The organism is Micromonospora sp. RTBAU3-60 (assembly GCF_054963695.1).
Genome location: NZ_JBUEGB010000001.1, coordinates 23,684 through 47,454, shown reverse-complemented (window position 1 = coordinate 47,454; position 23,771 = coordinate 23,684). Strand labels below are relative to the sequence as shown.

Genomic DNA, 23,771 nt, shown 5'->3' with positions numbered 1-23,771 from the left:
CCGCTGATCCCCCCAGGGACCAGCGGTGCCGCCGGGTCAGATTGGCTCGCCCTTCATCAACCGCGCGACGTGGTCGATCAGCGCCGCCCGGAAGCCGTCGTGCTGGGCAAGGTCCGCGCCGAAGATCTCCGGTACGCCCAGCAGCGAGTCGACCAGACGCTGCGGGTCACCGTCGGCCGGCCCCGCCGCGGCGCGCAGCCGGTCGGCCATCGGATCGTCCAGTGGCAGCTCTCGTCCCCGTACGTCGCGGCCCCGCGCGACGTACACCATCCAGGCCGCGACCGCGAGCGCCGCGTGCCTCGGCACCTCGCCGGCGGACAGGCGGTCCCGAACGGTGCCCAACAGTCGCACCGGCAGCTTTTGCGACCCGTCCATCGCCACCTGCACGGTGCGGTGCCGCAGCGCGGGGTTGGCGAAGCGGGTCAGCACCTGACGCCGGTAGTCGTCGAGATCCAGTCCGTCCGGCACCCGCAGGGTGGGTGCCACGTCCTGCACCATCAGGGCTTCGGCGGCCGCCGCGAGCCGGTCGTCGGACAGCGCGCCGGCGATGGTGTCGTGTCCCGACAGGGCGCCCAGGTAGGCGAGCAGCGAGTGGCTCGCGTTGAGGTTGCGCAGCTTCACCGCCTCCCATCCGGCGACGTCGGTGGTGAGGACGGCGCCGGCGCGTTCCCAGGCGGGTCGGTCGGCGGCGAAGTCGTCCTCGATGACCCACTGGCTGAACGGTTCGGCGACCACGACGCCCTGGTCCTCGAGGCCGAGGATCCGGTGGACGTCGGCGCGGTCCTGGTCGGTGGTGGCCGGCACGATCCGGTCGACCATGCAGGACGGGAAACGTACCGACGTCGCGATCCAGTCGGCGAGCCCCGCTGCCTGCGACGGCGGCAGCGCGTCCACGAAGTCGTGCACCAGTGCGCGCAGCACCTGTCCGTTTCCGGTCAGGTTGTCGCAGGACAGGATGGTGAGCGGTGCGCCGCTTCGCGACCGGCGGTGCTGCAGCCCGCGTACCAGCTGGCCGACGGCGGTGCCGGGCGGCCGGCCGGCGAGGTCGGCCGCGACCTGTGGATCGGAGCGGTCCAAGCCGCCGGCGCCGTCGCGGCGGTATCCCTTTTCGGTCACGGTCAGCGTGACCACGCGTACGGCGGGGTCGGCGATCCGGTCGACCACCGTCGCCGGGTCGGCGCCGCCGAAGACGACCTCCCGGACGCTGCCGATGACGCGCAGCGATGCCGCGTCGGTGGACCGTTCGAGCACCGAGTAGAGGCCGTCCTGCGGCGTCAGTTGCTCGCGCACGGACGCCGACCGCTGGGTGACGCCGGTGATGCCCCAGTCGTCGCGGCCCGTGGCCGCGGCGGCCAGTTCGGTGAAGACGGCCTGGTGGGCCCGGTGGAAGGCGCCGATGCCCAGGTGCACGATGCCGACCCGCAGCGCGCGCGGGTCCACCTGCGGGCCGCGCCAGCTCTGGCCCGGTCGGGTGATGCGCGCCAACGTGTCGAGGCGTAGCCGCTGCGCGGTCCCGGCGGTCACAGCACCGCTCCGAGCTGCCACGGCACGATCTCCTCGCCGCCCAGGCCCATCTCCTCGCTGGCGGTGCGCCGGCCCGACGCCACGTCGAGCAGCAGGTCGTACACCTGGCGGCCCATCTCCGGCAGCGGTACGCCCTGCTCGACCACCGCCGAGCAGTCCAGGTCGATGTCGCCGGCCATCCGGGTGGCCAGCTCGGCGTTGGTGGCCAGCTTGACCGTCGGCACGGGGCGGCTGCCGAAGACGGAACCGCGGCCGGTGGTGAAGCAGATCAGGTTCGCCCCGCCGGCGACCATCCCGGTCACCGAGACCGGGTCGTAGCCGGGGGTGTCCATGAACACCAGGCCCGGCCGGGGGATCGGTTCGCCGTACTCGCGGACGGCGGCGAGGGGGCTGTGGCCTGCCTTGGCGACCGCGCCCAGCGACTTCTCAAGGATGGTGGTGATGCCGCCGGCCTTGTTGCCCGGTGAGGGGTTCGCGTCCAGCGTCGTGCCCTGCTGCCGGGTGTACTCCTCCCACCAGCGGATGCGGGCCATCAGCGCGTCCGCCACCGCCGGGTCGGTGGCCCGGGCGGCCAGCAGGTGCTCCGCGCCGTACACCTCCGGCGTCTCACCCAGGACGCTGGTCGCGCCGGCGGCGACCAGCAGATCCGAGGCGACGCCCAGGGCGGGGTTCGCGGTCAGGCCGGACCAGCCGTCGGACCCCCCGCACTGCAGGCCGAGGACGAGCTCCGCCACGTCGACCTCGGTACGTGCCGCGCCGGCCAGGTCGTCGATCATGCCCCGGACCAGTGCCACGCCGCGCTGCACCGCCGACGACGTGCCGCCCAGTTCCTGGATGGTGTACGACGACACCGGTACGTGGTCGGCCACGCCGAGGTCCGCCATCAGGCCGGTCACCGTGTTGACCTCGCAGCCGAGTCCGATGACGACCAGCCCACCGATGTTCGGGTTGCGTGCGTACCCGGCCAGGGTGCGGCGCAGCAGTTCCCAGCCGTCACCCTGGGCGGCCATGCCACAGCCGGTGCCGTGGGTCAGGGCGACGACCCCGTCGACTCCGTCGACCTCCTCGGCCAGGTCCTCGGTGAGGCGGGCGACCTTCCGTGCCACGGTCGCCGAACAGTTGACGGTGGTCAGCACCCCGACGTAGTTGCGGGTGGCCACCCGACCGTCCGGCCGGCGGTAGCCGTGGAACGTCCGCCGCAGGTCGGCGGGCAGCGCAGGGGCCGAACCTGCTTCCCCCTGTGCCGTCCGGACGGCGGCGTTCTCCGGCATGCCGAGGTTGTGCACGTGCACGTGTTCGCCGGCGTGGACCTCGGCGAGGGTGCGGCCGATCACCTGGCCGTACTTGCGCACCAGCGCCCCGGCGGGCAGGTCCCGCAGGGCGACCTTGTGCCCGGCGGGCAGGTCGCCGCGCAGCGTCACCTCGCCGGCCCCGCGCACCGCGACGCACGTCCCGCCCGGCATCGCCGTGGTCGCCACCGCGACGTCGTCGCCCTCGTGCAACACCACCAGGCTCATCCCGCCACCTCCACTTCGGTTTGCGCGACCAGCCGGCGGGACTCGTCGAGCGCCGGCAGGTATCCCGTGCCGCCGTGGCCGCGCAGCGACAGCGCCGCCGCGGCCGCGCCCAGCCGGATCGCGTCGGGCAGGTCGTCGCCGAGGGCGAGCCGGGCGGCGACGGTGCCGGCCAGCACGTCCCCGGCGCCGGTCTGGTCGACGATTCGCTCGGCGGGATACGCGGGCACCTCGGTCCGCTGCCCGCCATCGTCCAGCAGCACGCCGTCGGCGCCCCGGGTGAGGGCGACCGCGGTCGCTCCGAGCGCGCGGAACGCGGCGCACGCCTCGGCGGGATCCGTGACCGCGGCGTCGAGCAGCGCCGCGGCTTCGCGGGGCCACGCCGGTGTGACCAGCCGGGCGTGCGGGGCCAGCGCCCGCAGGTGGCCGGCGGCGGTGTCCGCGTCGACGAGTCGTGGCCGCCAGTTGGGGTCGTACACGAAGCAGTTCGCGGCATGGGCGGCCACGCATACCGCCTCGAAGGTGGTGGTCGAGATCGCGCAGGCGACGCCGCTGGAGAGCACCACGCCCGCGCGTGCGGCGAGGTCCTGCGACACGTCGGCGGGGGACAGGCAGGAGCCGGCGCTGCCGCGCCGGACGTAGACGAACTCGCGCTGCCCGGACGGGTCGGCGTGCTGCAGGTAGAGGCCGTGCTGCCCGGGGGTGCGGATCAGGCACGACGTGTCGATGCCGAGCGCGGCCACCCGGGCCACCAGTTCGTCGCCCAGTTCGTCCTCCGGGACCCGGGCCAGCAGGCAGGTGTGCGCGCCGGCCGCGGCGGCCGCGGCGGCGGCGTTCAGCGCGTCTCCGGAGAAGCCCAGGCGCAGCGCCGCGCCGTCGCGTAGCGGTTCGAGCGCGGTCAGTTCGACGAGGATCTCGCCGAGGACGAGTACGTCCGGGGCGGTGCTCACCATGGGTGCACCGTGCCGTCCTCGAGCCGGTTCACCGGCAGGTACGCGGGGGAGTAGGGGAAGCGGGCCGCCGCCTCCTCGTCGATGTCCACCCCGAGCCCCGGCGCCTCGCTGGGATGCAGGAAGCCGTCGGCGAATTGATAGTCGTGCGGGAACACCTCGTCGGTCTGGGCGGTGTGCCGCATGTACTCCTGCAGGCCGAAGTTCGGGATGGCGATGTCGAGTTGCAGCGCGGCGGCCAGGCAGACGGGGGAGAGGTCGGTGGCGCCGTGGGAGCCGCTGCGGACGTGGTGCAGGGCGGCGTAGTCGAAGATGCGCCGAAGGTGGGTGATGCCTCCGGCGCGGACCACCGTGGTGCGGATGTAGTCGATGAGCTGTTCGCGGATGAGCTGGGTCGCGTCCCAGACGGAGTTGAAGATCTCGCCGGTGGCGATCGGGGTGGTGGTGTGCTGGCGGATGAGCCGGAAGCCGTCTTGCAGCTCGGCGGGGACCGGGTCCTCCATCCAGGTCAGCGCGTAGGGCTCCAGGCTGCGCCCGAGCCGGGCCGCCTCGATCGGGGTCAGCCGGTGGTGCACGTCGTGCAGCAGCCGCAGGGTCGGGCCGAACTCGTCGCGCACCTTCGCGAAGACCGACGGGATGTGCGCCAGGTACCGCTCGGTCGACCAGGTCGCCTCGGTGGGCAGCGCCGCGTCGGCCTGCTCGTAGAACATCTTGTCGCCGCTGACGCCGTACGTCTTGGCCAGACCTGGGACGCCGCACTGCACCCGCACCGCCCGGTAGCCGAGGTCGACGAACCGCGCCACCTCGGTGAGCACCTCGTCGACCGTCTCGCCGTTGGCGTGGCCGTACACGGTCACGCCCTCGCGGGAGCGGCCGCCGAGCAGTTGGTAGACCGGCAGCCCCGCGACCTTGCCCTTGATGTCCCACAGGGCGGTGTCCACGGCGGCGATGGCGCTCATGGTCACCGGACCGCGCCGCCAGTACGCCCCCTGGTAGAGGTACTGCCAGGTGTCCTCGATCCGCGCCGGGTCGCGCCCGATCAGCAGCGGGACGACGTGGTCGCGCAGGTACGACTCGACGGCCAGCTCGCGGCCGTTGAGGGTGGCGTCGCCGACCCCGGTGACACCCTCATCGGTGATGATCTTCAGGGTGACGAAGTTGCGGCCCGGGCAGGTCACGATCACCCGAGCGTCGACGATCTTCATGACGGCTCCTCGCTCCCGTCCTCGAATGCGTCCAGCAGCGACCGCAGCCGGTCCGCCGCGCCCGGCCGCAGCAGGTCGCTGCCGACGCCGACCGCGCACGCGCCGGCCCGTAGCCACTCCGGCACCGCGTCGAGCGCGATCCCGCCGGTGGGCACCAGGTCGGCGTCCGGCAGCAGCTGCCGCAGGCTGGTCAGGAAGGCCGGGCCACCCACGTGGGCGGGGAACACCTTCACCGGCCCGCGCGCGGCCGCGGCCGCCACCTCGCCAGGGGTGAACGCGCCCTCCAGGAACGGCAGTCCGGCGCTCGCCGCGACGGCCCCGACGTCGGGCGCCGGCCACGGGCTGACCAGGAACTGCGCGCCCGCCTCCACCGCCTGCGTGGCCAGCGCCCCGCTGGTGACGGTGCCGAGGCCGACCAGTGTGCCGTCGGGCGCGCCGCGGCGCGTGTCGCGCACCGCGCCGGCCCAGCCCGGGGTCGTCGCGGTCAACTCGACCACCCGCAGGCCGTGGCCGAACATGGCGGCGGTGGCGGCCGTGGCCTCGGCCGCGGTCGGCAGTCGGAGCACCGGGAGGACCCGCTGCCCGCGCAGCAGGGTGATCAGGTCGCTCACGAGTCCGGCTCCTCCTTGACCCGGGCGACCAGTTGGGTCGGGTTGACGTAGCGCAGGCTGATCACGAGCAGCACCAGCATCATGGCGGTGTAGATCACGGCCATGGCGTCCACCGACTGCTGGGCGCGGATACCCGCCGCGGACATGGAGTAGTACAGGGCGACCACCAGGGTCTGGGAGTCCGGGCCGGCGGTGAGGAAGGTCAGCTCGAACATGCCGACGGTGCGCACCAGGACGAGGATGGCCGAGGCGAGCATCCCGGGCAGCAGCAGCGGCGCCAGCACCCGGAGGAACACCGACCACAGCCCGGCGCCGCACATCCGGGCGGCGCTTTCGATCCGCGGGTCGATCTGCTCGATGAACGGCGTCATGGTGAGGATCACGAACGGCACCGACGGCACGAGGTTCGCCAGCACGACGCCGGAGAGGTGACCGGCCAGGCCGAACTTGTAGAGCACCGTCGCCAGTGGAATGCCATAGGTGATCGGCGGCATCAGGATCGGCAGCAGGAAGACCAGGTACGCCAGCCGTTTGCCGGGGAAGTTGCGCCGGGCCAGCACGTACGCCGCTGGCACCCCGATCACCAGCGACAGCGCCACGACCAGCAGGGAGACCTGCAGGGTGACGACGATGACGTCGAAGAGCGCGAACTCGTGCCACGCCTCCCCGTACCACTTCCCGGTGTAGCCGTCCGGCAGCCACGTGTCGAACCAGCGCTGGCCGAAGGAGCTGACCAGGACGGAGCCGACCACCCCGAGCAGGTTGAGGAAGAAGAAGACCACCACGCCCCAGACCAGCCAGGCGGCGGGGCGCGCGACCAGCCGCCGTCGCGGCCGGGTCTCGCCGGCGGCGGTCGCGTCGCCGTGGTGGATGCCAGTGACGGCGCTCATCAGCCCTTACCTCCCGTCGATCCGGTGTAGAGGCGGGTGCGGGCCAGCAGCACCACCGAGATGACGACCAGCTCGATCAGGCCCATGATCATGGCGATCGCGGACGCGTACGGGTAGTCGTACTGCTCATAGGCCGCCTGGTACGCGGCGATGGAGATGACCCGGGTCTCGCCGGCCGGGTTGCCGACCAGCACGGCGGACGGGAACACGCTGAAGGCCAGCACGAAGGTCAGGCAGAACGTGGTGGCGAGCCCCGGTGCCAGCAGCGGCAGGGTGATCATGCGGAACCGCTGCCACCAACCCGCGCCGAGGGTGGCCGCCGCCCGCTCCAGCGTCGGGTCGATGCCGGTGAGGTACGACAGCACGAGCAGGAAGGCGAACGGGAACCCGGTGATGACCAGGGAGAAGAAGACGCCCCAGTAGTTGTGCACGAGCCGTACCGGCTCATCCGTTAGATGCAGCGCCAGCAGCACGCGGTTGAACCAGCCGGTGGGACCGAGGAAGTTGAGCAGACCCTGGGCGGTCAGCACGGTCCCGAGCGTGATGGGTACGACCAGCAGGATGGTGACCAGCCGCTTGCCGCGGAACCGCCCCCGCATCCGGTAGGCGATGGGCACCGAGGCGAGCACGTTCAGCAGGGCCGCCGGCAGCGCGAGGCGCAGCGTGATCCACATCGTGTCCCGCTGGTAGGCGTCCCCGAAGAAGCGGGAGTAGTCGTCGAACGGGCCGCCCTCGGTGGGTTGGAAGGAGAGGCCGAGGCCGTAGAAGAACGGGTACAGGAACAGCAGGACGACGAAGAGCACCGCCGGCGCGAGCAGCCACAGCTGCGCGTCGACGCCCCGTTCGGCCAGGCGGTGCCGCCAGTGCGCCCGAGGAGGCGGCGGCGCAGCGGCGGATGTCGTGGGGCGGGTGGCCGTGACGCTCATCCGACCAGCCCCGGTTCCTTGACCACCGCGTCCGCCGGGTCGCCGGGGGCGGCGGGGGGCAGCTCGTGCGGGTCGGTCGGGAAGACCAGCAGCCGCCGCGGTGACACGCGCAACGAGACCGCGTCGCCGGGGGCGAGCCGCTTCTCGGTGCGGACGTGGACCTGCAGCCCCGAGGCGGTGCGGGCCTCGGCCGCCAGTTCCCGGCCCTGGTACTCGACCACCTCGATCTCGGCGGGCACCCCGTCCGGCGCGCCCGGCTGGTCGACCCGGACATCCTCCGGGCGCACCCCGGCGACCACCGCGTCACCCGGGGCGATCTCACCGACCGGGTCGCCGACGAGCCGCAGCCCGTCGGCCTCCACCGTGACCAGGCCGTCGCGTACGGACTGCGCCCGCATCGGCCAGAGGTTGCGGTAGCCCATGAAGTCCGCGACGTGCCAGTTGCCCGGCCGGGTGTGCAGCTCCTCGGGCGACCCGATCTGCTGCACCCGGCCTCCCCGGAGCACGACCAGGCGGTCGGCCAGGGACAACGCCTCCTCCTGGTCGTGCGTCACGTAGACCGTGGTCAGTCCCAGCGACTGGTGCAGCCGGCGGATCTCGGTGCGCATCTCCAGGCGGAGCTTCGCGTCCAGGTTGCTCAGCGGCTCGTCCATGAGCACCAGCGACGGTTCGAGCACGACCGCGCGGGCGATCGCCACCCGCTGCTGCTGTCCGCCGGAGAGTTGCCCGGGCAGTTTGTCGGCGTGCTCCTCCAGACGGACGAGGCGGACCGCCTCCGCGGTACGCCGGCGGATCTCGTCCTTCGGCAGCCGCCGCATCCGCAGACCGAAGGCGATGTTGCCGCGGACGGACATGTGCGGGAACAGCGCGTAGCTCTGGAACACCATCCCGAACCCGCGACGTTCCGGCGGCAGGGTGTCGACCCGGCGTTCGTCCTGCCAGATGCTGCCCGCGGTCAGGGGCAGCAGCCCAGCGAGGCAGTTCAGCGCGGTGGACTTGCCGCAACCGGACGGCCCGAGCAGGGCGATGAACTCGCCCGCCCGGATGGTCAGGTCGAGGTCGCTGAGCGCGTCCTGGCTACCGAAGCGGCGGGACACACCGTCCAGCCGCAGCTCGGAGAAGCCCGAGGTCGCGGTGCTCATCCCTGCTTCACCTTTCCGCTGCCGATCTCGCGGTCCCAGCGGTCGAACGCGGCGACGAGAGCCTTCGCGTCCAGCGGCACCTCGGTCGGGTTGCTGGCGATGAGCTGCTCGTACTCCGGGCGGCCGAACTCCTTGATGGCGTCCTGGCTCTTCTGCGGTGCCATCGACAGGTCGACGCCCTTCACCGCAGGCCCGGGGTAGAAGTAGCCCTGGTCGAACGCCTTGGCCTGCTGCTCGGGGGTGAGCATGAACTTCAGCAGGGCCAGCACGGCGGCCTGGGTGTCGGTGGAGACGCCCTTGGGGATGACGGCGTAGTGGGCGTCGGTCACCCAGTGGAAGCCCTGCAGCGAGCTGACCTTCGCCTCCTTGGGTACCGTGCCGAGCACCCGCGGGTTGATGTCCCACCCGGTGGTCGAGGCGATCACCTCGACGGACCCGTTGGCGAGGTTCTTCATCGTCTCGCTGGTGCCGCTCGGGTAGTACTCGACGTACTGGTTGAGCTCCTTGAGGTAGGCCCAGGTCTTGTCCCACCCGTTCACCGGGTCCTTGGGGTCCTTGTCGCCGAGGATGTAGGGCAGTCCCATCAGGAAGGTCCGGGCGGGGCCCGAGTTGGAGGGGCGGGCGTACTGGACCTTGCCCGGGTGCGCCTTGGCGTAGGCGAGAAGCTGCTCGGCGCTGGTCGGCGGGTTGGGCACCTTCGCCGGCAGATACTCCAGGAGGGGGCCGGACGGGTAGTAGGTGACCGTCACGCCCGCGTTGCCGGCCAACTTCTGCATCGCGGCGGCCGGTTCCAGGTAGTCGTTCATCCCCGGCAGCCGGTCCGCGTACGTGGGCAGCAGGTCCGTCCACAGGTTCTGGTCGATGCCGGCCGCGAGGCCGTCCACGCCGGTCAGGACCAGGCCGATGTCGACCCGGTTGGCGTTCTGCTGCGCCTTGATCTTGCCGGCCAGTTCAGGGGCGGGCGACTTGGAGTAGGTGACCCGCGAGATGACGTCCGGGTTCTTCTGCACGAACTCGTCGATCATCCCCTGCGTCAGTTGCAGGTTGCCCGCCACGTCCAGGACGTTGAGCGTGACGGCCTTCTTCGGCTTGTCGGGCACGGGCCCGCTGCTGTCGCCGCTGTCCCCGCCGGGGCCGCTCGGCGCCCCGCAGCCGACGGCGAACGTGAGTACGGACGATGCGGTGGCGATCAAGGCACTGCGCCGGGTGATACCCATGAAAACGTCCCTTCCTCGGTCACCCCGAAGGTCGCGGCCGTGGCCCTGCAGTCGGGGAGGTGGTGGTCAGGTGGTTCGCGCAACCCCGGTGGAGCCGCGCACGAGAAGTTGAGCGGGCAGCTCCCGACGCGTGTTGCGCACGCTGTCGGGCTGCAACAGCAGGGCGAGCAACAGGTCGACCGCGGCGCGGCCGGCCTGCTCCTTGGTGAGCGAAACGGTGGTGAGGGCCGGGGAGGACATCGCCGACATCTGGATGTTGTCGATGCCGATCACGCTGATGTCGCCCGGCACGTCGACGCCACGGTCCCGTAGCCGGCTGAGCAGGCCGAGGGCCATGACGTCGTTGTAGGCGATGACCGACGTGACGCCGGAGGCGATGACGAGATCGGCCGCCGCGACCCCGCCCTCGAAGTAGGGCGGGAAGTGACCGGCCACGTACAGTTCCATGCCGGCGGCGGCGGTCGCTGCGCGCATGGCGCGCATCCGGTCCCGGGTGGACCATGAGGTCCGCGGCCCCCCGACCCAGGCGACCCGCTGGTGACCGAGCGCCTGGAGGTGGGCGATCGCCTGCCGGATGCCCTCCGCGTTGTCGAAGACGACGGACGGAAGGTTGCCGAAGCGGCGGTTGACCATGACGAGCGTCGTGTGCTCGGTCAGCTCGCGGATCTCCTCCTCGCGGGCCCGAGGGGAGCAGAGGATGAGGCCGTCGACCTGCTTGGCGAGGACCCGCACCAGCCCGATCTCGGCAGCCGGGTCCTCGTCGGTGTCGGCGAGGAAGACGGCGTAGTCCGCCTCCCGCGCCTTGGCCTGCACCCCCTTGACCACGCTGGGGAAGAAGGGGTTGGTCAGGTCCGGGACGATCAGTCCCAGGTTGCCGGTGCGGCCGGTGATCAGACCACGCGCAGCGCGGTTGGGCGCGTAGCCCAGTCGTTCGGCTGCTCGCAGGACCCGTTCCCGGGTGGCGGCGTTGACCATCTCGGGCGTCGACAACGCCCGCGACACGGTCGATGCCGAGACACCCGCCTCGCGGGCCACCTCGCGGATCGTCGCTCGCACGGCTCACCTCCCTGCTCCGTGAAGCGCGTGCCTCGCAGTCTGAAACCGATTGCAGTTCTGTGTCAATACTCGGTTACGTGAATGTTTCCAGGAGGCCGTCGGCTTCCCCTTGAAGGTGGACGAGGTCAATGCAATCCTTTGCAGGAGTTGTTCAGCCCTAGCCGCCCGAGGAGACCTGCGTGGCACAGCTGCGTCTGCACCCCGACCGAGCCCTGCCAGCCGGAGACGACATCCGCGCCGTCGCCCGCCGGATCTACCAGTCGACGCAGGCACTGCCGCTGCTGTGCATGCACGGGCACGTCGACGCGGCCGTCTTCGCCGACGACGAGCCCTTCACCGACCCGGCGCAGCTGCTGGTGGTGCCGGACCACTACGTGACCCGGATGCTCGTGTCCCAGGGCGTGCCGCTGGAGGAGCTCGGCGTTCCCAGGGTCGACGGGGGTGCGGTCGAGCGCGACCCCCGGCAGATCTGGCGGCGCTTCTGCGCCCACTGGCACCTCTTCCGCGGCACGCCCAGCCGCTACTGGCTCGAGCACGAGATCGCCGAGGTCCTCAAGATCGACGTGGCCCCCGGTCCGGACACCGCCGACCTGCTCTACGACCTCATCGAAGCCCGCCTGGCCGAGCCCGGCTTCCGGCCGCAGGCGCTGCTCGACACCTTCAACATCGAACTGATCTCCACCACCGACCCGGCCACCTCGGCGCTCGGCGATCACGCCCGGCTCGCCGCGGCGGGCCTCGGCGCACGGGTGATCCCCACGTTTCGCCCGGACGCCCTGACCCACGTCGACTCCACCGGCTGGACCCACCGGGTCCAGCGGCTCCAGGAGCTCTCCGGAGTGGACACCGGCGACTACGACGGCTTCGTTGCCGCACTGCGCCGCCGGCGCGAAGCCTTCCTGCAGGCCGGGGCGCGGGCCACCGACCACGGTCACCTCACCGCCGCCGCCGAACCCCTGCCGCCAGCGGGGGCGAGGCGAATCTACGCCGAGGCGCTCCAGGGCGGCGTGCGCGACGACGACGCGGCCGCCTTCGCCGGCCACATGCTGTACGAGATGGCGCGGATGTCACGTGACGACGGCCTGGTCATGCAGATCCACCCCGGCGTGCTGCGCGACCACGACACCGCCATCCACACCGCCTTCGGCACCGACAAGGGATTCGACATCCCCGTCAGCGCCGAGTTCACCCGGGCGCTGCGACCGGTGCTCAACGCGTTCGGGCGCGACCCGAACTTCCGGCTCATCCTGTTCACCGTCGACGAAACCGTCTACTCCCGCGAGCTCGCCCCGATCGCCGGCGTGTACCCCTCGGTGCGGCTCGGAGCGCCGTGGTGGTTCCTGGACAGCCCCGACGGGATGCGCCGCTTCCGTGAGCTGGTGACCGAGACCGCCGGCTTCTACAACACCTCCGGCTTCGTGGACGACACCCGGGCGTTCCTCTCGATCCCCGCCCGCCACGACCTCGCCCGGCGCATCGACGCCGGCTACCTGGCCCGTCTCGTGCTGGAGCACCGGCTCTCCGAGGACGAGGCCGTGGAGACCGCGATCGACCTGGCGTACCGCCTGCCGCAGCAGGCGTACGCCCCTGCTGCCCTCGGGAAGTAGCCGCGGTCGTCCGCGCCCTGGCATGTCAACGCCGCGGCCCGGCTCGCGCGATTCAGGTGAGCCGGGCCGGTGCGCGGCAACGAGAGCGAGGGCGGCAGATCGTCGTGGCCGTGCGTTGTCGCCGGCGGACCGACAACGCCGCGGAGGAATATCGAGATTGAAACAAGTTTCAGTCTCGTGACGCATTGACCGCCGGCCAACCCTTTGGTGTCGTGAACCTCGCACCGCAAACGGTTTCACCCGTACGCGTGGAGGAGTTGCCATGCCGCCGATCACGCAGCCCGCCATCACCCGACGAGGGTTGTTCGGCCTGGGGGCGGCCGCCACGGCCGCCACGACGCTCGCCGGCACCGCTCGGCCGGCGCGAGCGGCGGAGGCCGCAGGGTCGCCGGGGGACGTCTCCACCGATCTGCTGCAACAGTGGCGGGCGGCCCCCGGTTGCCACCCGCTGGTGCCGGACGTGTCCGCCGCAGGCTACCGGCTCGGCGAGCGGCCGCCGGCGCCTCCGGTCATCGCGAAGGTCACCGACTTCGGCGCCCGCCCCGACGGGACGGACTGCACCGCGGCATTCAACGCCGCCGTAGCTCACGCGGGCGAGCACGGCGGGGGAGTGGTACTCGTGCCGCCGGGGACCTACACGCTGTCCGGGCCGGTCTGGATGCACTGGTCCGCAGTGGTGCTGCGCGGGGCAGGTCGGGACTCCACCGTCCTGCACTTCACCCGTCACCTGGAGGACGGCTACCGACCGAACCGCCAGTCCAACGGAAACAGCCGCTGGTCCTGGACCGGCGGCCAGATCTGGTTCGTCTCGCCCGAGCGCCGCGCCCGGTCGGAGGCCGAGGACTACGCGGGAACCGAAGGGTGGCTGCTCGGCGACGTGCTCGCCGAGGTCGGCGTCGCCTCCCGCGGTCAGCGGACCCTCATGGTGTCCAGCACGACCCGGCTGACTCCCGGGGACATGGTCGTCCTGGAGTGCCAGAACCCGCCGGACGCGAGCCTGCTGAAGCACCTCGCCGGCGACGTTCCCGGCACCCGGGACTACGACTGGCCACGCGGGGCGCCCCAACTCGTCACCGGATCCGGCGGGCAGTACGTGCAGTACGCGACCCTGCAATGGCCGGTGCGGGTCGACGCGGTGCTCGGCGAGCGGATCGTCCGGCTGGCCCAGCCCCCCAAGTACGACCTGCGGCCCGGATGGCCGGCCCGGCTGCGTGCCATCGGCCCCACGGTTCACGACGCCGGCGTCGAGCACCTCACGATCAGGAACGAACTCGTCCCACAGACCGCGCACAACAGGCATCCGGGCTCGAACGGCGTGTGCTTTCAAGCGGTCCACGACTGCTGGGCGCGGGACGTACGCGTGGAGAACTGCGACCTCGGCTTCGGGCTCACCTCCGCCAAGTCGGTCACCATCACGGGCGTGACCGTCGGCGGACGGGCCGCCCACCACAGCTTCGCCTGCCGCATGCAGTCCAACGACAACCTGGTGGAAGACTTCGAGATCGAACGGTTCACCGTCCCGGTTCCCGCCGGTGCCATCCATCACGGGCTGAACCTGGAGGGACTGTCCGCCGGGAACGTCTACTGCAGTGGGCGCATGGCGGAGGGGACGTTCGACTCCCACCGAGCCATGCCCTTCGAGAACGCCCGGACCAACATCACACTCGAGAACAACGGACGGGTCGGTGGCTCCGCCGCGTCAGGTCCCCTCTTCGGCGCCCGGATGGTGCACTGGAACGTCCGGATCACGAACGGCCGCCAGTACGCGGTCATCATCGCCGACGTGGCACCGCGCAGCGTCACGGTGTGCGTGCAGGGCGTCGAGGACACCAGCAGCGGGCTGCCCCGCGACTTCTCCGGCGACCTCGAATCGCTGCTCGCCGTCCAAGGGACGGCGCCGTCGGTCGAGGACCTGTATGTCGCGCAGCGCGGACGGCCCTGATACGGCAGCCCCGCGGCGCCTGACGCACCGCGACGGCGACGGGCCCGACCGAGTCTGGCCGGGCCCGTACGCGACCGCTCAGTAGTAGCGTTCCAACAGGTTGAAGTCGTCGGTGTTCGGATACCGCTGCGAGCTGCGGTACGCGTAAACGCAGCTACTGGTTGACGTGTTGTGCCCCAGGCCGAGCACGTGCCCGAGTTCGTGGCAGGCGGTGTTCCAGCGCTCGTACTCGGTGCCGCTGTAGTAGGTGTTCAGCTGGACCGTCGCACCGGCGTAGTAGGTTGCCGCGGCGTTGAGGGTGCGGCTCGTCTGACCCGTCCAGCCGGAACCGTAGTTTCCGCTGTAGACGTGGACGCAGTGGATTCCGCCGCCCGGGCAACCCGAGCTCGGGATGCGATACACCGAGTCGATGCCGGAGGTCTCGTTCCACTTGGTCACTGAGCGACCGACGGGCCACTCCGATCCGGAGTGGTCGATGAAGTAGACCTGCGGCCGCACGTAGCCGTTGTACGCCCAACGGACGAAGCACGTCGCCGACGATGGCCAGGTCCGGGCGGTCCCGGACGAGCAGGCGTCGACGAGCGCACCCATGTCGGGTTCGTCGGCGACGGTGACGTTCGGCACCCCCCGTGCCGTGAGTCGGGCGGCCAGATCCTTGGGAGTAACCCCCGGCGCAGGCGTGTAGGCGGTTTCGGTGATCGTGCCGTCCAGGTTCTTCTGCACCGAGACCACCACCGCGTCCCGGTCCTGCATCGGCGGGGCGCCGATGGCTTGGGCGGTGGAGCTGAGGGCGACGACGATGGTGCCTGCGGCCGCGAGGAGGACCCCGCCGATGGATCGACCTGTTTTCTTCACATGAACTCCCCCATGTCGAGCTCTACGCACGGGCGGTGCGTCGTCCAACCCTGCCAGATGACATGGGGGGAGATGAATATGACGCGGGGGAGAAACATATTATTGTGGATATTTTGACGTTGGATGGCGACGCGGCCGCGTCATCCCGCTGCGCCCGGTCACGTGACCCGGAGGTCGCGCTCGGGCGCCGGTTGGATCACCGCAACGGCCGCAGCCAGCACGATGCCGAGGCTTGCCAGCTGCACCAGGGGCGCCCATGCCGGCGCGCGTACCGCGAGCAACCCGCCGAGCGCTGCGCCCGCGATCAGCCCGAGCAGAGTGAGGATGCTCTGCGCGACGTCGCGCAGCCGGTGCCCGGAGGTGAGACGCGCGATCACGGTGGTGAGCGTTCCGGTGAGATAGGTGGTCGACAGCCCCGCCACCCCGAAGCGCTGCACGGTGCTGCTCTGGATGCCGAGCGCGATCGCGTTGAGGACCAGCAACAACAGTTGCAGCTGCCCCGACGGGTGGGCGCCGCTCAGCCACCAGCCCACCGCGTACGCCCCGAGCACCACGCCCTCGACGGCCAGTGCGCGGGTCACCGCCCGCGGCCAGACCGGGTCGTCGGGGCTGGGGGTGCCGGCGATGCGGGTGCCGAGCGAGCAGCCGAGGATGAAACAGGCGATCGCCGCGCCGGTGTGCACGGCCAGTGCACCGTCGGCCCCGGCAGCGGCGATCCCGAGCAGAACCATGTTCCCGGTCATCACGCTGGTGAAGGCGCCGCCCAGGGCGAGGAAACCGATCGCGTCGGTGGCTCCGCTGTTCACCGCCAGCACGACGGCCAGCACCTCTCGCCACCGGCGCTGCTGATCCCTGCTCCGCGCCCCCATGGTTGGCGTCCACCTGGTTCGGCGCGGAAGCGTGCTCTTGATCGTGGGCATTGGTCCACGATGACAAACCGGCCGACGGGAAGCCGTGGGCTGATTGCACAGAAGAGCACGGCGAAGCATGTGCACCTTAGCCGTGGGGCGCTGGTCGTGGGCTCCCTAGCGTTGGTGGCACCCCAGACACCCATGGCGTTACGCCGAGCTGCCGGGACCGCCCCGACGCATCACAGAGAGAGGCGACAAGATGACCGAGCTGCTCTCCCGCGACAAGTTCCGCGCTGCCCTCGAGGACGCGATCAAGGGCAGAGAGGCCAAGAACGCGTCGTTCAGCCAGGCCTGGGCCGACGGCAAGCTGCAGCGGCACCACTTCGCCCGCTGGGCGGAGAACCACTACCACTACGTGGGCCCGTTCGCCGACTACCTGGCCTACGTCTACGCCAACACCCCCGACACCTGCACCGACGCCAAGGACTTCCTGCTGCAGAACATGTACGAGGAGGAACTGGCCGACATCCGCCACACCGACCTGCTGATCCGCTTCGCCGAGGCGTGCGGGACGACGCGGGAGCGGATCGAGGACCCGAACAACATGAACGCGGTGACCCGCGGCCTGCAGGCGTGGTGCTATGCCACGGCCATGCGCGAGCACTTCGCGGTGGCGACCGCGGCACTGGTCGTGGGGCTGGAGTCCCAGGTGCCGAGCATCTACAAGAAGCAGATCGTCCCGCTGCGCGAGGTGTACGGCTTTACCGAGGACGAGATCGAGTTCTTCGACCTGCACATCACCTCCGACGAGGTACACGGCGAGCGCGGCTACCAGATCGTCCTGGACCACGCCAACACGCCCGAACTGCAGCAGCGATCGTTGCAGTTCGTCCGCTGGGGCGCGGAGATGCGCTTCGCCTACACCAAGGCGCTCTACGACACCTACGTCGCACCGGACCTGGTCACCGCCTGATCGCAAGCCGCCGGACGGGTGGGTCGACTGTTGGCCCACCCGCCGGCAGCTGCGGCCGCAGTTCCGCTGCTTCAGACCCGGAGGGAGTCGCACATGAGCGAGCCTGACCCCGTCGAGTGGGTGCTCGTCGCCGAGCTGTCCGAGCTCGCGCGTCGCAAGAAAAAGCAGGTAGTAGTCGGCGGTACGCCGGTAGCGCTCTTCCTCGTGAACGGCCGGGTCTTCGCGTTGCACGACGTGTGCGTGCACAAGCAGCGCTCCCTGAGCAAGGGGACGGTGCTGCACGGGCGGATCATCTGCCCCGGCCACCAGTGGTCCTTCGACCCGGCCACCGGCGAGGCGGCAGACCAGACCGAGTGCCAGCCGACGTACGACGTCCGGGTGGCGGACGGCAACGTCTACGTCGACCCGCGACCGCGCGCCCGGCGCGCGCAGACCGCCGACGCAGGGCACCGGGTCGAGGTTGCGGGGTGACACGCCGATGACGAGGACCATAGTCACCGTCGGTGCCGGTCAGGCCGCCGCCGTCGCCGCTCGCGCATTGCGTCGACGCGGTTTCGACGGTCGGATCGAGCTGCTCGGCGCCGAACCGGAAGCGCCGTACCAGCGGCCACCGCTGTCGAAGGAGTACCTCGCCGGCGACGACGACTGCGGCCTGGACCTGCTGTCGGAGCAGTGGTGCGCGGCGAACGACGTGCACCTGCGGCTCGGCCAGCCGGCCGTGGTGATCCGGCCGGAGCGCGGGCTGGTCGAGTTGGCCGACGGCACCGAGGTCGCCGCCGCCGGGGTTCTCCTCGCCACCGGTGGCAGCCCCCGCCGCCTCCGGGACGTCGGGGGTGAGCGGGTCCACTACCTGCGCACCCGGCGGGACGCGGACCGCCTCCGCGCCGAGCTGCACCCGGGCGTCCACGTGATCGTGATCGGCGCGGGTTTCATCGGCGCCGAGGTCGCCGCCACCAGCCGCGGCAGGGGCGCCGAGGTGACCATGGTGGAAGCGCTGGACGTGCCGCTGCAGCGCGTACTGGGCCGGGAGATCGGCACCACCTGCGCGGCGATCCATCGCGAGCAGGGCGTCGCGCTCCGGCTGGGAGAGTCCGTCGAGTCCGTCGTCGAGACACCGACCGGTGTCGTCGTCACCACCAGCGGCGGCCGCATCGAGGGCGACCTGGTGGTGGTGGGCATCGGTATCACGCCGAACACCGCCGTGGCCGAGCGGTCCGGCCTCGCCGTCGACAACGGCATCCTCGTCGACGAGTACTGCCGGACCGCGGTGCCGAACGTGTACGCCGCCGGCGACGTGGCCAACCACTGGCATCCGCTCTTCGGCGAGCGGATCCGGGTCGAGCACTTCGACAACGCGAGCCGGCAAGCGACCGCCGCCGCCAACAACATGATCGGCCGGAGCACGGTATACGCGGATCCGCACTGGTTCTGGTCGGACCAGTACGAACACAACCTGCAGTACACCGGCCACGCGCCGGTCTGGGACGAGCTGGTCGTGCGCGGTTCGGTCGAGGAGCGCGACTTCTCGGCGTTCTACCTGCGGGGCGGCCTGGTCCGGGCGGCGTTCGCCGTCGACCGCGGCGGGGACGTCCTCGTCGCCAAGGAACTGATCGCCGCGCAGGTCAGCGTCGAGGCCAGCGTCCTCGCCGACGAGGACTTCGACCTGGCGGAACTGACGGCATTGGAGGAGCAACTGTGAAGGGCAACTTCATCGGTGGCGAGTGGGTGGGCTCGGCCAGCGGGCGTACCCGCGAGCGACGTAACCCGGCGGACGAGCGCGACGTCGTCGCCGTGTTCCCGGACTCCGACGCGAAGGACGCCCACGACGCGGTGACCTCGGTCGCCGCCGGCTACCGGGAATGGGCGCAGCGCGGTCCGGAGGCGCGGGCGAACGTCCTGCACCGGGCCGCGGACATCCTCGCCGCCCGCGCCGACGACCTGGCCCGGGAACTGGTCTGCGAGGAGGGCAAGACGCTTGCGGAGGCGCTCACCGAGACCCGTCGTACCCCGTCGAACCTCCGTTTCTATGCGGGGGAGGCGATGCGGATCGCGGGCCGCACCTACGCCACGGGCGACGGCAGCCTCGTCTACACCTCCCGAGAGCCGGTCGGCGTTGTCGTGGCCATCACCCCGTGGAACTTCCCGCTGAACATCCCGTCCCGCAAGCTCGGCCCCGCCCTGGCCGCGGGCAACGGGGTGGTGTTCAAACCGAGCGAGGTGACCCCGCTGATGGGGCAGCGGCTGGTTGAGGCGCTGCTCGAGGCGGGTGTCCCGGCCGGTGCGCTCGCCCTCGTGCAGGGCGGCGGGGAGGCCGGCGCGGCGCTGGTCGCGGATCCACGGGTGGGTGCGGTGACCTTCACCGGCTCCTACGACGTCGGGGCGGCCATCCACCGCACGGTCGGACCCAGCCAGCGCTGCCAACTGGAGATGGGTGGCAAGAACCCGGTGATCGTGCTGGAGGACGCCGACCTGGACCGGGCGGCCGACATCGTGGTCCGCGGGGCGTTCGGCCTCAGCGGCCAGGCGTGCACCGGCACCAGCCGACTGATCGTCCACGATGCCGTGCACGACGCGCTCGTCGAGCGGGTGGTCGCACTCGCCCGCGCCCGCCGCGTGGGCGACGGGCTCGCCGACGGCGTACAGATGGGCCCCCTCGCGACCCGCGCCCAACTGGACAAGACCCGGCACTACCTCGACCTCGCCGCGGCTGCCGGCGCCCGTCTCCGCGCCGGTGACGAGCCGCTCGGCCCGGGCCTGGAGCACGGCAACTTCGTTCGTCCGGCGGTCTTCGCCGACGTCGACCCCTCGTCGCCCTTGGCGCAGGACGAGGTGTTCGGGCCGGTCCTGGGCGTGCTGCGGGTCGGCAGCTTCGACGAGGCGATCAGCCTCGCCAACGACACGGCGTACGGTTTGTCGGCCGGCATCGTCACCCGCGACCTGGGTCGTGCGCTCGAATTCGCCCGGCGGGTCGACAGTGGCCTGGTCAAGGTCAACCAGCCCACCACGGGCATGGCGATGAACGCGCCCTTCGGTGGGCTGAAGAACTCCAGCACGCAGACGTTCAAGGAACAGGCAGGGGAGACGATGATGCACTTCTACACCGTCGACAAGACCGTGTACGTGGGATCATGAGCGCGCCAGAGGCCGCCGGCGCCGCGCCAGCGGGAGCGGAGCCGGGCACCGTCAGGTTCGTCTGCGTCGCCCGCTCAGGTCAGGTGCCCGACGGCTACGTCCGCCGCTTCTACGCCGACAGCCTGGAGCTGTGCGTCGCCCGCTTCGAGGGCAAGGCGTATGCCACGTCGAACTACTGCACGCACCTGGACTGCCTGCTGTCGTCGGGCAAGCTGGTCGACGACGGCATCGGCTGCTCCTGCCACGGCAGCGTCTTCGATCTCGAGACCGGCGAGCCGGTCTGCCCGCCCGCCACCGAACCGATCAAGACCTTCCCCGTGCGGGAAGAGGAGGGGCAGATCTACGTGGGCGTGACGCCGGAAGACATCGCGACCGGTGGCCCGCGCCGCCGCAAACCGGTGAGGTGATGGGCATGAGTGCGGACTGGCCGGCACCGACCCGTAACGCGGTCCTCGCCGGCGAACACATGGCGGTCTCAAGCCACCCGGCGGTCACCGCCGTCGGCCACCGGGTGCTCGCCGAGGGCGGCACCGCGATCGACGCGACGGTGGCGATGGCCGCGATGTCCTGGTTGGCGCTGCCCGGCCAGTGCGGCGTCGGCGGCGACGCCTTCGCCGTGGTCCGCGAGCCGGACGGGTCGGTGTGGACCATCAACGGCAGCGGGTACGGACCGGACGGCGGCGACCTGGAGTTCTACCGCGGGCAGGGCCTGCCCGCGATTCCCCTCACCGGGGCGCTCGCCGTGGCGGCTCCGGGTGCGGTCGCGGCGATCGCCGCACTGCACGCCCGCGGGGCAACGCGCAGCCTCCCCGAGTTGTGGGCGCCGGCGATCGCCGCAGCCGAACGCGGCCTGCCCTGCACCCGGAAGACCCGCGCGGACATCCTGGAGCACGAGACGCAGTTGCGTGCCGACGAGGGGGCCCGATGGACGTTCCTGCGTAACGGCCGGGCGCCGCAGGTCGGGCAGTGGCTCCCACAGCCGGAGCTCGCCGACTCGTTGCGGCTGCTGGCGGCCGATCCCCGCGCCCTGTACACCGGCGAACTGGCCGATCGGGCGGTGGCCGCACTGGCGTCGGCCGGCGCTCCCTTCAGCGGCGACGAGTGGGCCGCCTCCGGCGTACCGCTCGACGGTGAGGCGATCGCCGTGCGGTACGGCGACCTGATCGTGCACACGACGCCGCCGCCCACGCCGGGCTGGATGGTGCTGCAGCAGGCGGCTGTCTGCGACGGGATGCTCGCCGGGCTGCCGTGGCTGAGCGCCGAGGCGATCGGCTGGCTCGCCGGAGCGGCCCGCCAGGCCTTCCGGGACCGGTGGGACCGGTGCGGCGCCGACACCGACGCCTGGCAGGCGCTGCTGCGGCCCGAGACGGTCGCGGACGTGCGGGCGAAGCTGGCCGCTGGGCAGCCTCTGGCCATGGCCGGGCTGACGCCCGACGGGGACACCACGACCACCATCGCGGTCGACGGCGACGGCCGCGCGGTCAGCTTCATCCACTCGCTCGCCTTCACCTTCGGCGCCCGGCTCACCATCCCGGGCACCGGGATCATGCTCAACAACCGGCTGGGGCGCGGCGCCTACCTGATCGAGGACCACGCCAACCAGGTACGACCGCGGCGCCGCCCGCTGCACACCTGCCTTGCCTGGCTCGTGACCGACGCCGGGGGAGCCCTGCGGCACGTGGGCAACACGCCCGGCGGCGACGGGCAGGTGCAGTGGAACATGCAGGTGCTGTCGCACCTGATCGACCACGGCCTGGATCCGCAGGAGGCGGTCTCGGCGCCGCGGTTCACGGTGTTCCCCGGCAGCGACGCGGACGTGGTGGGGGCGCCCGACGAACTCATCTGCGAGTCGCGGCTGGGCGGGCGCACCTTGGCGGGGCTGCGCGCCGCCGGGCACCCGGTCCGGGTGGTCGGGCCGTGGGACGCCGGCGGCAGTGCCCTGGTGGTCTCGGTCGACCAGCGGCTCGGCTGCCTCGCCGGTGGCGCCGACCCCCGCCAGGACGGGGTGGCGCTCGGTGGCTGAACCACTCGCCCGGGGGACGCTGCCGACGCCCCCGGCCCCACAGGGCCACTACGTGCTGGTGGTGGTGCACGCCGGCACCGCGTACACGGCGGGCATGACCCCGCGGGTGGACGGCCGGCTCGCCGTGCGTGGCCTGGTGGGCGCGGACCTGACCGTGGCCGACGCGCGGGCCGCAGCCGGCCTCGCGGCCAGCAACGCCCTCGCCGCGGTGGCCGAGGCGGTCGGGGGACTGGACCGGGTGCGCCGCTGCCTGCGGATGACCGTGTACGTCGCCTGCCGTCCCGACTTCACCCAGCACTCGGCGGTCGCCGACGGGGCGTCCGAGGCGCTGCGGAACTGGCTCGGCGAACGCGGCGGCGTGGCCCGGTCGGCCGTCGGGGTGGCGAGCCTGCCGTCCGGCGCGCCGGTCGAGGTGGAGCTCACCGTCGCCGTGACCGCGGATTGACCCCTGGTGTCGGGTTCACTCCCCGCCCGCGCCGCCGCCTGCCTGTGGCGCATCGTCGAGGGTCAGCGCCTTGGCAGCTATGGTCACGGACGATTCCTCATCAAATTGGTCAGCCTTCGGACACCGTTGGGCGCTGTCCGAAGACTTGACTATTGGGCGGTGTACCCGCCGTTGACGGGCAGCGCTACACCGGTGACGTAGCTGGATGCCGGGCTGCACAGCCACAGGACCGCGTCGGCGATCTCCTCCGGGCGCCCGAGACGGCGCATGGGGGTGGCGGCGAGTGTGTCGTCGAGGTCCAGTTCCCCGTTTGCGGTCATCCGATCAACCATCGGCGTCGCGATGGTGCCGGGGCACACCGCATTCACCCGCACGCCGAGCGGCGCGTACTGCAGCGCCACACTCTTGGTGAGCCCCAGCACCCCGTGCTTGGTGGCGTGGTAGGTGGCGCGCCCGGCTCCACCGACCAGGCCGCCCAGCGACGAGCAGTTCACAATCGCACCCGACCCCTGAGTGCGCATCTGCGCCAGCTCATGCTTGACCGACGTCCACACGCCGCGCAGATTCACACCGGTGATCGCGTCGAAAGCATCCGCGGGCTCGTCGGCGGCATCGGTCGGGGGGAGCATGATGCCTGCGTTGTTGAACGCCATGTCCAACCGCCCGAATGCCTCGACGGTCTTCCGCACCGCGTTGGCGACCTCGGCCTCGTCGGACACGTCGCACCGTACCGCCAACGCCTGCTGCCCCTGCCCGGTCAGCTCGCCGCGAGCTCGTGCACGGCGTCGCCGTTGAGGTCAAGCAACGCCACCATTGCCCCCGCTTCGGCGAAGGCGCGCGCGGTGGCTGCGCCCATACCGGCGCTCGCACCGGTCACGAGAGCGGCCTGTCCGGTGAAATCGTAGGTA

The 23,771-nt window shown here is 71.5% G+C and carries 21 protein-coding genes and 1 pseudogene; 9 read left to right on the top strand and 13 right to left on the bottom strand.

Going from position 1 to position 23,771, the window contains the following annotated elements:
- Positions 1 to 36: 36 nt before the first annotated feature.
- From ACY34I_RS00200 to ACY34I_RS00155, 10 genes are all read right to left on the bottom strand, one after another.
- A complete protein-coding gene (locus ACY34I_RS00200; RefSeq protein ID WP_462751220.1) occupies positions 37 to 1,524 on the bottom strand; it encodes a mannitol dehydrogenase family protein in 1,488 nt (495 codons plus the stop codon).
- Complete coding sequence (locus ACY34I_RS00195) at positions 1,521 to 3,041, bottom strand: UxaA family hydrolase (protein WP_462751218.1); 1,521 nt, start codon at positions 3,039 to 3,041, stop codon at positions 1,521 to 1,523. The genes ACY34I_RS00200 and ACY34I_RS00195 overlap by 4 nt, the downstream gene beginning before the upstream one ends.
- Positions 3,038 to 3,991 (bottom strand): sugar kinase, encoded by a 954-nt coding sequence (locus tag ACY34I_RS00190; RefSeq protein WP_462751216.1) that lies wholly within the window; start codon positions 3,989 to 3,991, stop codon positions 3,038 to 3,040. The genes ACY34I_RS00195 and ACY34I_RS00190 overlap by 4 nt, the downstream gene beginning before the upstream one ends.
- Positions 3,985 to 5,193: a D-mannonate dehydratase ManD gene (manD, locus tag ACY34I_RS00185; RefSeq protein ID WP_462751214.1), complete on the bottom strand. Its 1,209-nt coding sequence runs from the start codon at positions 5,191 to 5,193 to the stop codon at positions 3,985 to 3,987. The genes ACY34I_RS00190 and manD overlap by 7 nt, the downstream gene beginning before the upstream one ends.
- Positions 5,190 to 5,804: a bifunctional 4-hydroxy-2-oxoglutarate aldolase/2-dehydro-3-deoxy-phosphogluconate aldolase gene (locus ACY34I_RS00180; RefSeq protein ID WP_462751212.1), complete on the bottom strand. Its 615-nt coding sequence runs from the start codon at positions 5,802 to 5,804 to the stop codon at positions 5,190 to 5,192. Before ACY34I_RS00180 ends, manD begins: the two co-directional genes overlap by 4 nt.
- Positions 5,801 to 6,694, bottom strand: coding sequence for an ABC transporter permease (locus ACY34I_RS00175; protein ID WP_462751210.1), 894 nt, complete (start codon positions 6,692 to 6,694; stop codon positions 5,801 to 5,803). Before ACY34I_RS00175 ends, ACY34I_RS00180 begins: the two co-directional genes overlap by 4 nt.
- Complete coding sequence (locus ACY34I_RS00170) at positions 6,694 to 7,620, bottom strand: ABC transporter permease (protein WP_462751208.1); 927 nt, start codon at positions 7,618 to 7,620, stop codon at positions 6,694 to 6,696. Before ACY34I_RS00170 ends, ACY34I_RS00175 begins: the two co-directional genes overlap by 1 nt.
- Positions 7,617 to 8,762, bottom strand: coding sequence for an ABC transporter ATP-binding protein (locus tag ACY34I_RS00165; protein WP_462751206.1), 1,146 nt, complete (start codon positions 8,760 to 8,762; stop codon positions 7,617 to 7,619). Before ACY34I_RS00165 ends, ACY34I_RS00170 begins: the two co-directional genes overlap by 4 nt.
- The gene (locus ACY34I_RS00160) at positions 8,759 to 9,979 is read right to left on the bottom strand and encodes an ABC transporter substrate-binding protein (protein WP_462751204.1); all 1,221 of its coding nucleotides are present in this window, start codon (positions 9,977 to 9,979) and stop codon (positions 8,759 to 8,761) included. Before ACY34I_RS00160 ends, ACY34I_RS00165 begins: the two co-directional genes overlap by 4 nt.
- A 66-nt stretch (positions 9,980 to 10,045) precedes the next feature.
- Positions 10,046 to 11,035: a LacI family DNA-binding transcriptional regulator gene (locus ACY34I_RS00155; RefSeq protein ID WP_462751202.1), complete on the bottom strand. Its 990-nt coding sequence runs from the start codon at positions 11,033 to 11,035 to the stop codon at positions 10,046 to 10,048.
- Positions 11,036 to 11,214: 179 nt separating this feature from the next.
- On the opposite strand from ACY34I_RS00155, the gene uxaC reads away from it, so the two are divergent.
- Both uxaC and ACY34I_RS00145 read left to right on the top strand, forming a co-directional pair.
- Entirely contained in the window at positions 11,215 to 12,642 is a 1,428-nt protein-coding gene (gene uxaC, locus ACY34I_RS00150) for a glucuronate isomerase (RefSeq protein WP_462751200.1), read from the top strand.
- Between the two features lie 262 nt (positions 12,643 to 12,904).
- Entirely contained in the window at positions 12,905 to 14,584 is a 1,680-nt protein-coding gene (locus ACY34I_RS00145; RefSeq protein ID WP_462751198.1) for a glycosyl hydrolase family 28-related protein, read from the top strand.
- Positions 14,585 to 14,662: 78 nt separating this feature from the next.
- On the opposite strand, the gene ACY34I_RS00140 is transcribed toward ACY34I_RS00145, so the two are convergent.
- Positions 14,663 to 15,439, bottom strand: coding sequence for a M12 family metallo-peptidase (locus tag ACY34I_RS00140; RefSeq protein WP_462751196.1), 777 nt, complete (start codon positions 15,437 to 15,439; stop codon positions 14,663 to 14,665).
- 158 nt (positions 15,440 to 15,597) lie between these two features.
- Entirely contained in the window at positions 15,598 to 16,308 is a 711-nt protein-coding gene (locus tag ACY34I_RS00135; RefSeq protein WP_462751194.1) for a DUF1275 family protein, read from the bottom strand.
- A gap of 241 nt (positions 16,309 to 16,549) precedes the next feature.
- Here ACY34I_RS00135 and ACY34I_RS00130 point away from each other — a divergent pair, with 241 nt between their 5' ends.
- From ACY34I_RS00130 to ACY34I_RS00100, 7 genes are all read left to right on the top strand, one after another.
- Positions 16,550 to 17,263 (top strand): TenA family transcriptional regulator, encoded by a 714-nt coding sequence (locus ACY34I_RS00130; protein WP_462751192.1) that lies wholly within the window; start codon positions 16,550 to 16,552, stop codon positions 17,261 to 17,263.
- A gap of 93 nt (positions 17,264 to 17,356) precedes the next feature.
- Entirely contained in the window at positions 17,357 to 17,734 is a 378-nt protein-coding gene (locus ACY34I_RS00125; RefSeq protein WP_462751190.1) for a Rieske (2Fe-2S) protein, read from the top strand.
- 7 nt (positions 17,735 to 17,741) lie between these two features.
- The gene (locus ACY34I_RS00120; protein ID WP_462751188.1) at positions 17,742 to 18,962 is read left to right on the top strand and encodes an NAD(P)/FAD-dependent oxidoreductase; all 1,221 of its coding nucleotides are present in this window, start codon (positions 17,742 to 17,744) and stop codon (positions 18,960 to 18,962) included.
- Complete coding sequence (locus ACY34I_RS00115; RefSeq protein WP_462751187.1) at positions 18,959 to 20,395, top strand: aldehyde dehydrogenase family protein; 1,437 nt, start codon at positions 18,959 to 18,961, stop codon at positions 20,393 to 20,395. Before ACY34I_RS00120 ends, ACY34I_RS00115 begins: the two co-directional genes overlap by 4 nt.
- Positions 20,392 to 20,802 carry a Rieske (2Fe-2S) protein gene (locus tag ACY34I_RS00110; protein WP_462751185.1) on the top strand — a complete coding sequence of 137 codons (411 nt, stop codon included), beginning with the start codon at positions 20,392 to 20,394 and terminating at the stop codon, positions 20,800 to 20,802. The genes ACY34I_RS00115 and ACY34I_RS00110 overlap by 4 nt, the downstream gene beginning before the upstream one ends.
- A gap of 5 nt (positions 20,803 to 20,807) precedes the next feature.
- A complete protein-coding gene (locus tag ACY34I_RS00105) occupies positions 20,808 to 22,418 on the top strand; it encodes a gamma-glutamyltransferase family protein (RefSeq protein WP_462751183.1) in 1,611 nt (536 codons plus the stop codon).
- Positions 22,411 to 22,863 (top strand): RidA family protein, encoded by a 453-nt coding sequence (locus ACY34I_RS00100; RefSeq protein ID WP_462751181.1) that lies wholly within the window; start codon positions 22,411 to 22,413, stop codon positions 22,861 to 22,863. Before ACY34I_RS00105 ends, ACY34I_RS00100 begins: the two co-directional genes overlap by 8 nt.
- Before the next feature lie 149 nt (positions 22,864 to 23,012).
- On the opposite strand, the pseudogene ACY34I_RS00095 reads toward ACY34I_RS00100, so the two are convergent.
- Positions 23,013 to 23,719 (bottom strand): annotated as a pseudogene (locus ACY34I_RS00095) (SDR family NAD(P)-dependent oxidoreductase).
- Positions 23,720 to 23,771: the final 52 nt, after the last annotated feature.

What these genes read in the sequence shown, in the direction of transcription:
- ACY34I_RS00165 (WP_462751206.1), bottom strand. Translation starts at nt 8,762, where the DNA reads ATGAGCACCGCGACCTCGGGCTTCTCCGAGCTGCGGCTGGACGGTGTG.
- ACY34I_RS00130 (WP_462751192.1), top strand. Translation starts at nt 16,550, where the DNA reads ATGACCGAGCTGCTCTCCCGCGACAAGTTCCGCGCTGCCCTCGAGGAC.
- ACY34I_RS00145 (WP_462751198.1), top strand. Translation starts at nt 12,905, where the DNA reads ATGCCGCCGATCACGCAGCCCGCCATCACCCGACGAGGGTTGTTCGGC.
- ACY34I_RS00135 (WP_462751194.1), bottom strand. Translation starts at nt 16,308, where the DNA reads ATGGGGGCGCGGAGCAGGGATCAGCAGCGCCGGTGGCGAGAGGTGCTG.
- ACY34I_RS00120 (WP_462751188.1), top strand. Translation starts at nt 17,742, where the DNA reads ATGACGAGGACCATAGTCACCGTCGGTGCCGGTCAGGCCGCCGCCGTC.
- ACY34I_RS00195 (WP_462751218.1), bottom strand. Translation starts at nt 3,041, where the DNA reads ATGAGCCTGGTGGTGTTGCACGAGGGCGACGACGTCGCGGTGGCGACC.
- ACY34I_RS00190 (WP_462751216.1), bottom strand. Translation starts at nt 3,991, where the DNA reads ATGGTGAGCACCGCCCCGGACGTACTCGTCCTCGGCGAGATCCTCGTC.
- ACY34I_RS00110 (WP_462751185.1), top strand. Translation starts at nt 20,392, where the DNA reads ATGAGCGCGCCAGAGGCCGCCGGCGCCGCGCCAGCGGGAGCGGAGCCG.
- ACY34I_RS00105 (WP_462751183.1), top strand. Translation starts at nt 20,808, where the DNA reads ATGAGTGCGGACTGGCCGGCACCGACCCGTAACGCGGTCCTCGCCGGC.
- manD (WP_462751214.1), bottom strand. Translation starts at nt 5,193, where the DNA reads ATGAAGATCGTCGACGCTCGGGTGATCGTGACCTGCCCGGGCCGCAAC.
- ACY34I_RS00160 (WP_462751204.1), bottom strand. Translation starts at nt 9,979, where the DNA reads ATGGGTATCACCCGGCGCAGTGCCTTGATCGCCACCGCATCGTCCGTA.
- ACY34I_RS00125 (WP_462751190.1), top strand. Translation starts at nt 17,357, where the DNA reads ATGAGCGAGCCTGACCCCGTCGAGTGGGTGCTCGTCGCCGAGCTGTCC.
- ACY34I_RS00170 (WP_462751208.1), bottom strand. Translation starts at nt 7,620, where the DNA reads ATGAGCGTCACGGCCACCCGCCCCACGACATCCGCCGCTGCGCCGCCG.
- ACY34I_RS00175 (WP_462751210.1), bottom strand. Translation starts at nt 6,694, where the DNA reads ATGAGCGCCGTCACTGGCATCCACCACGGCGACGCGACCGCCGCCGGC.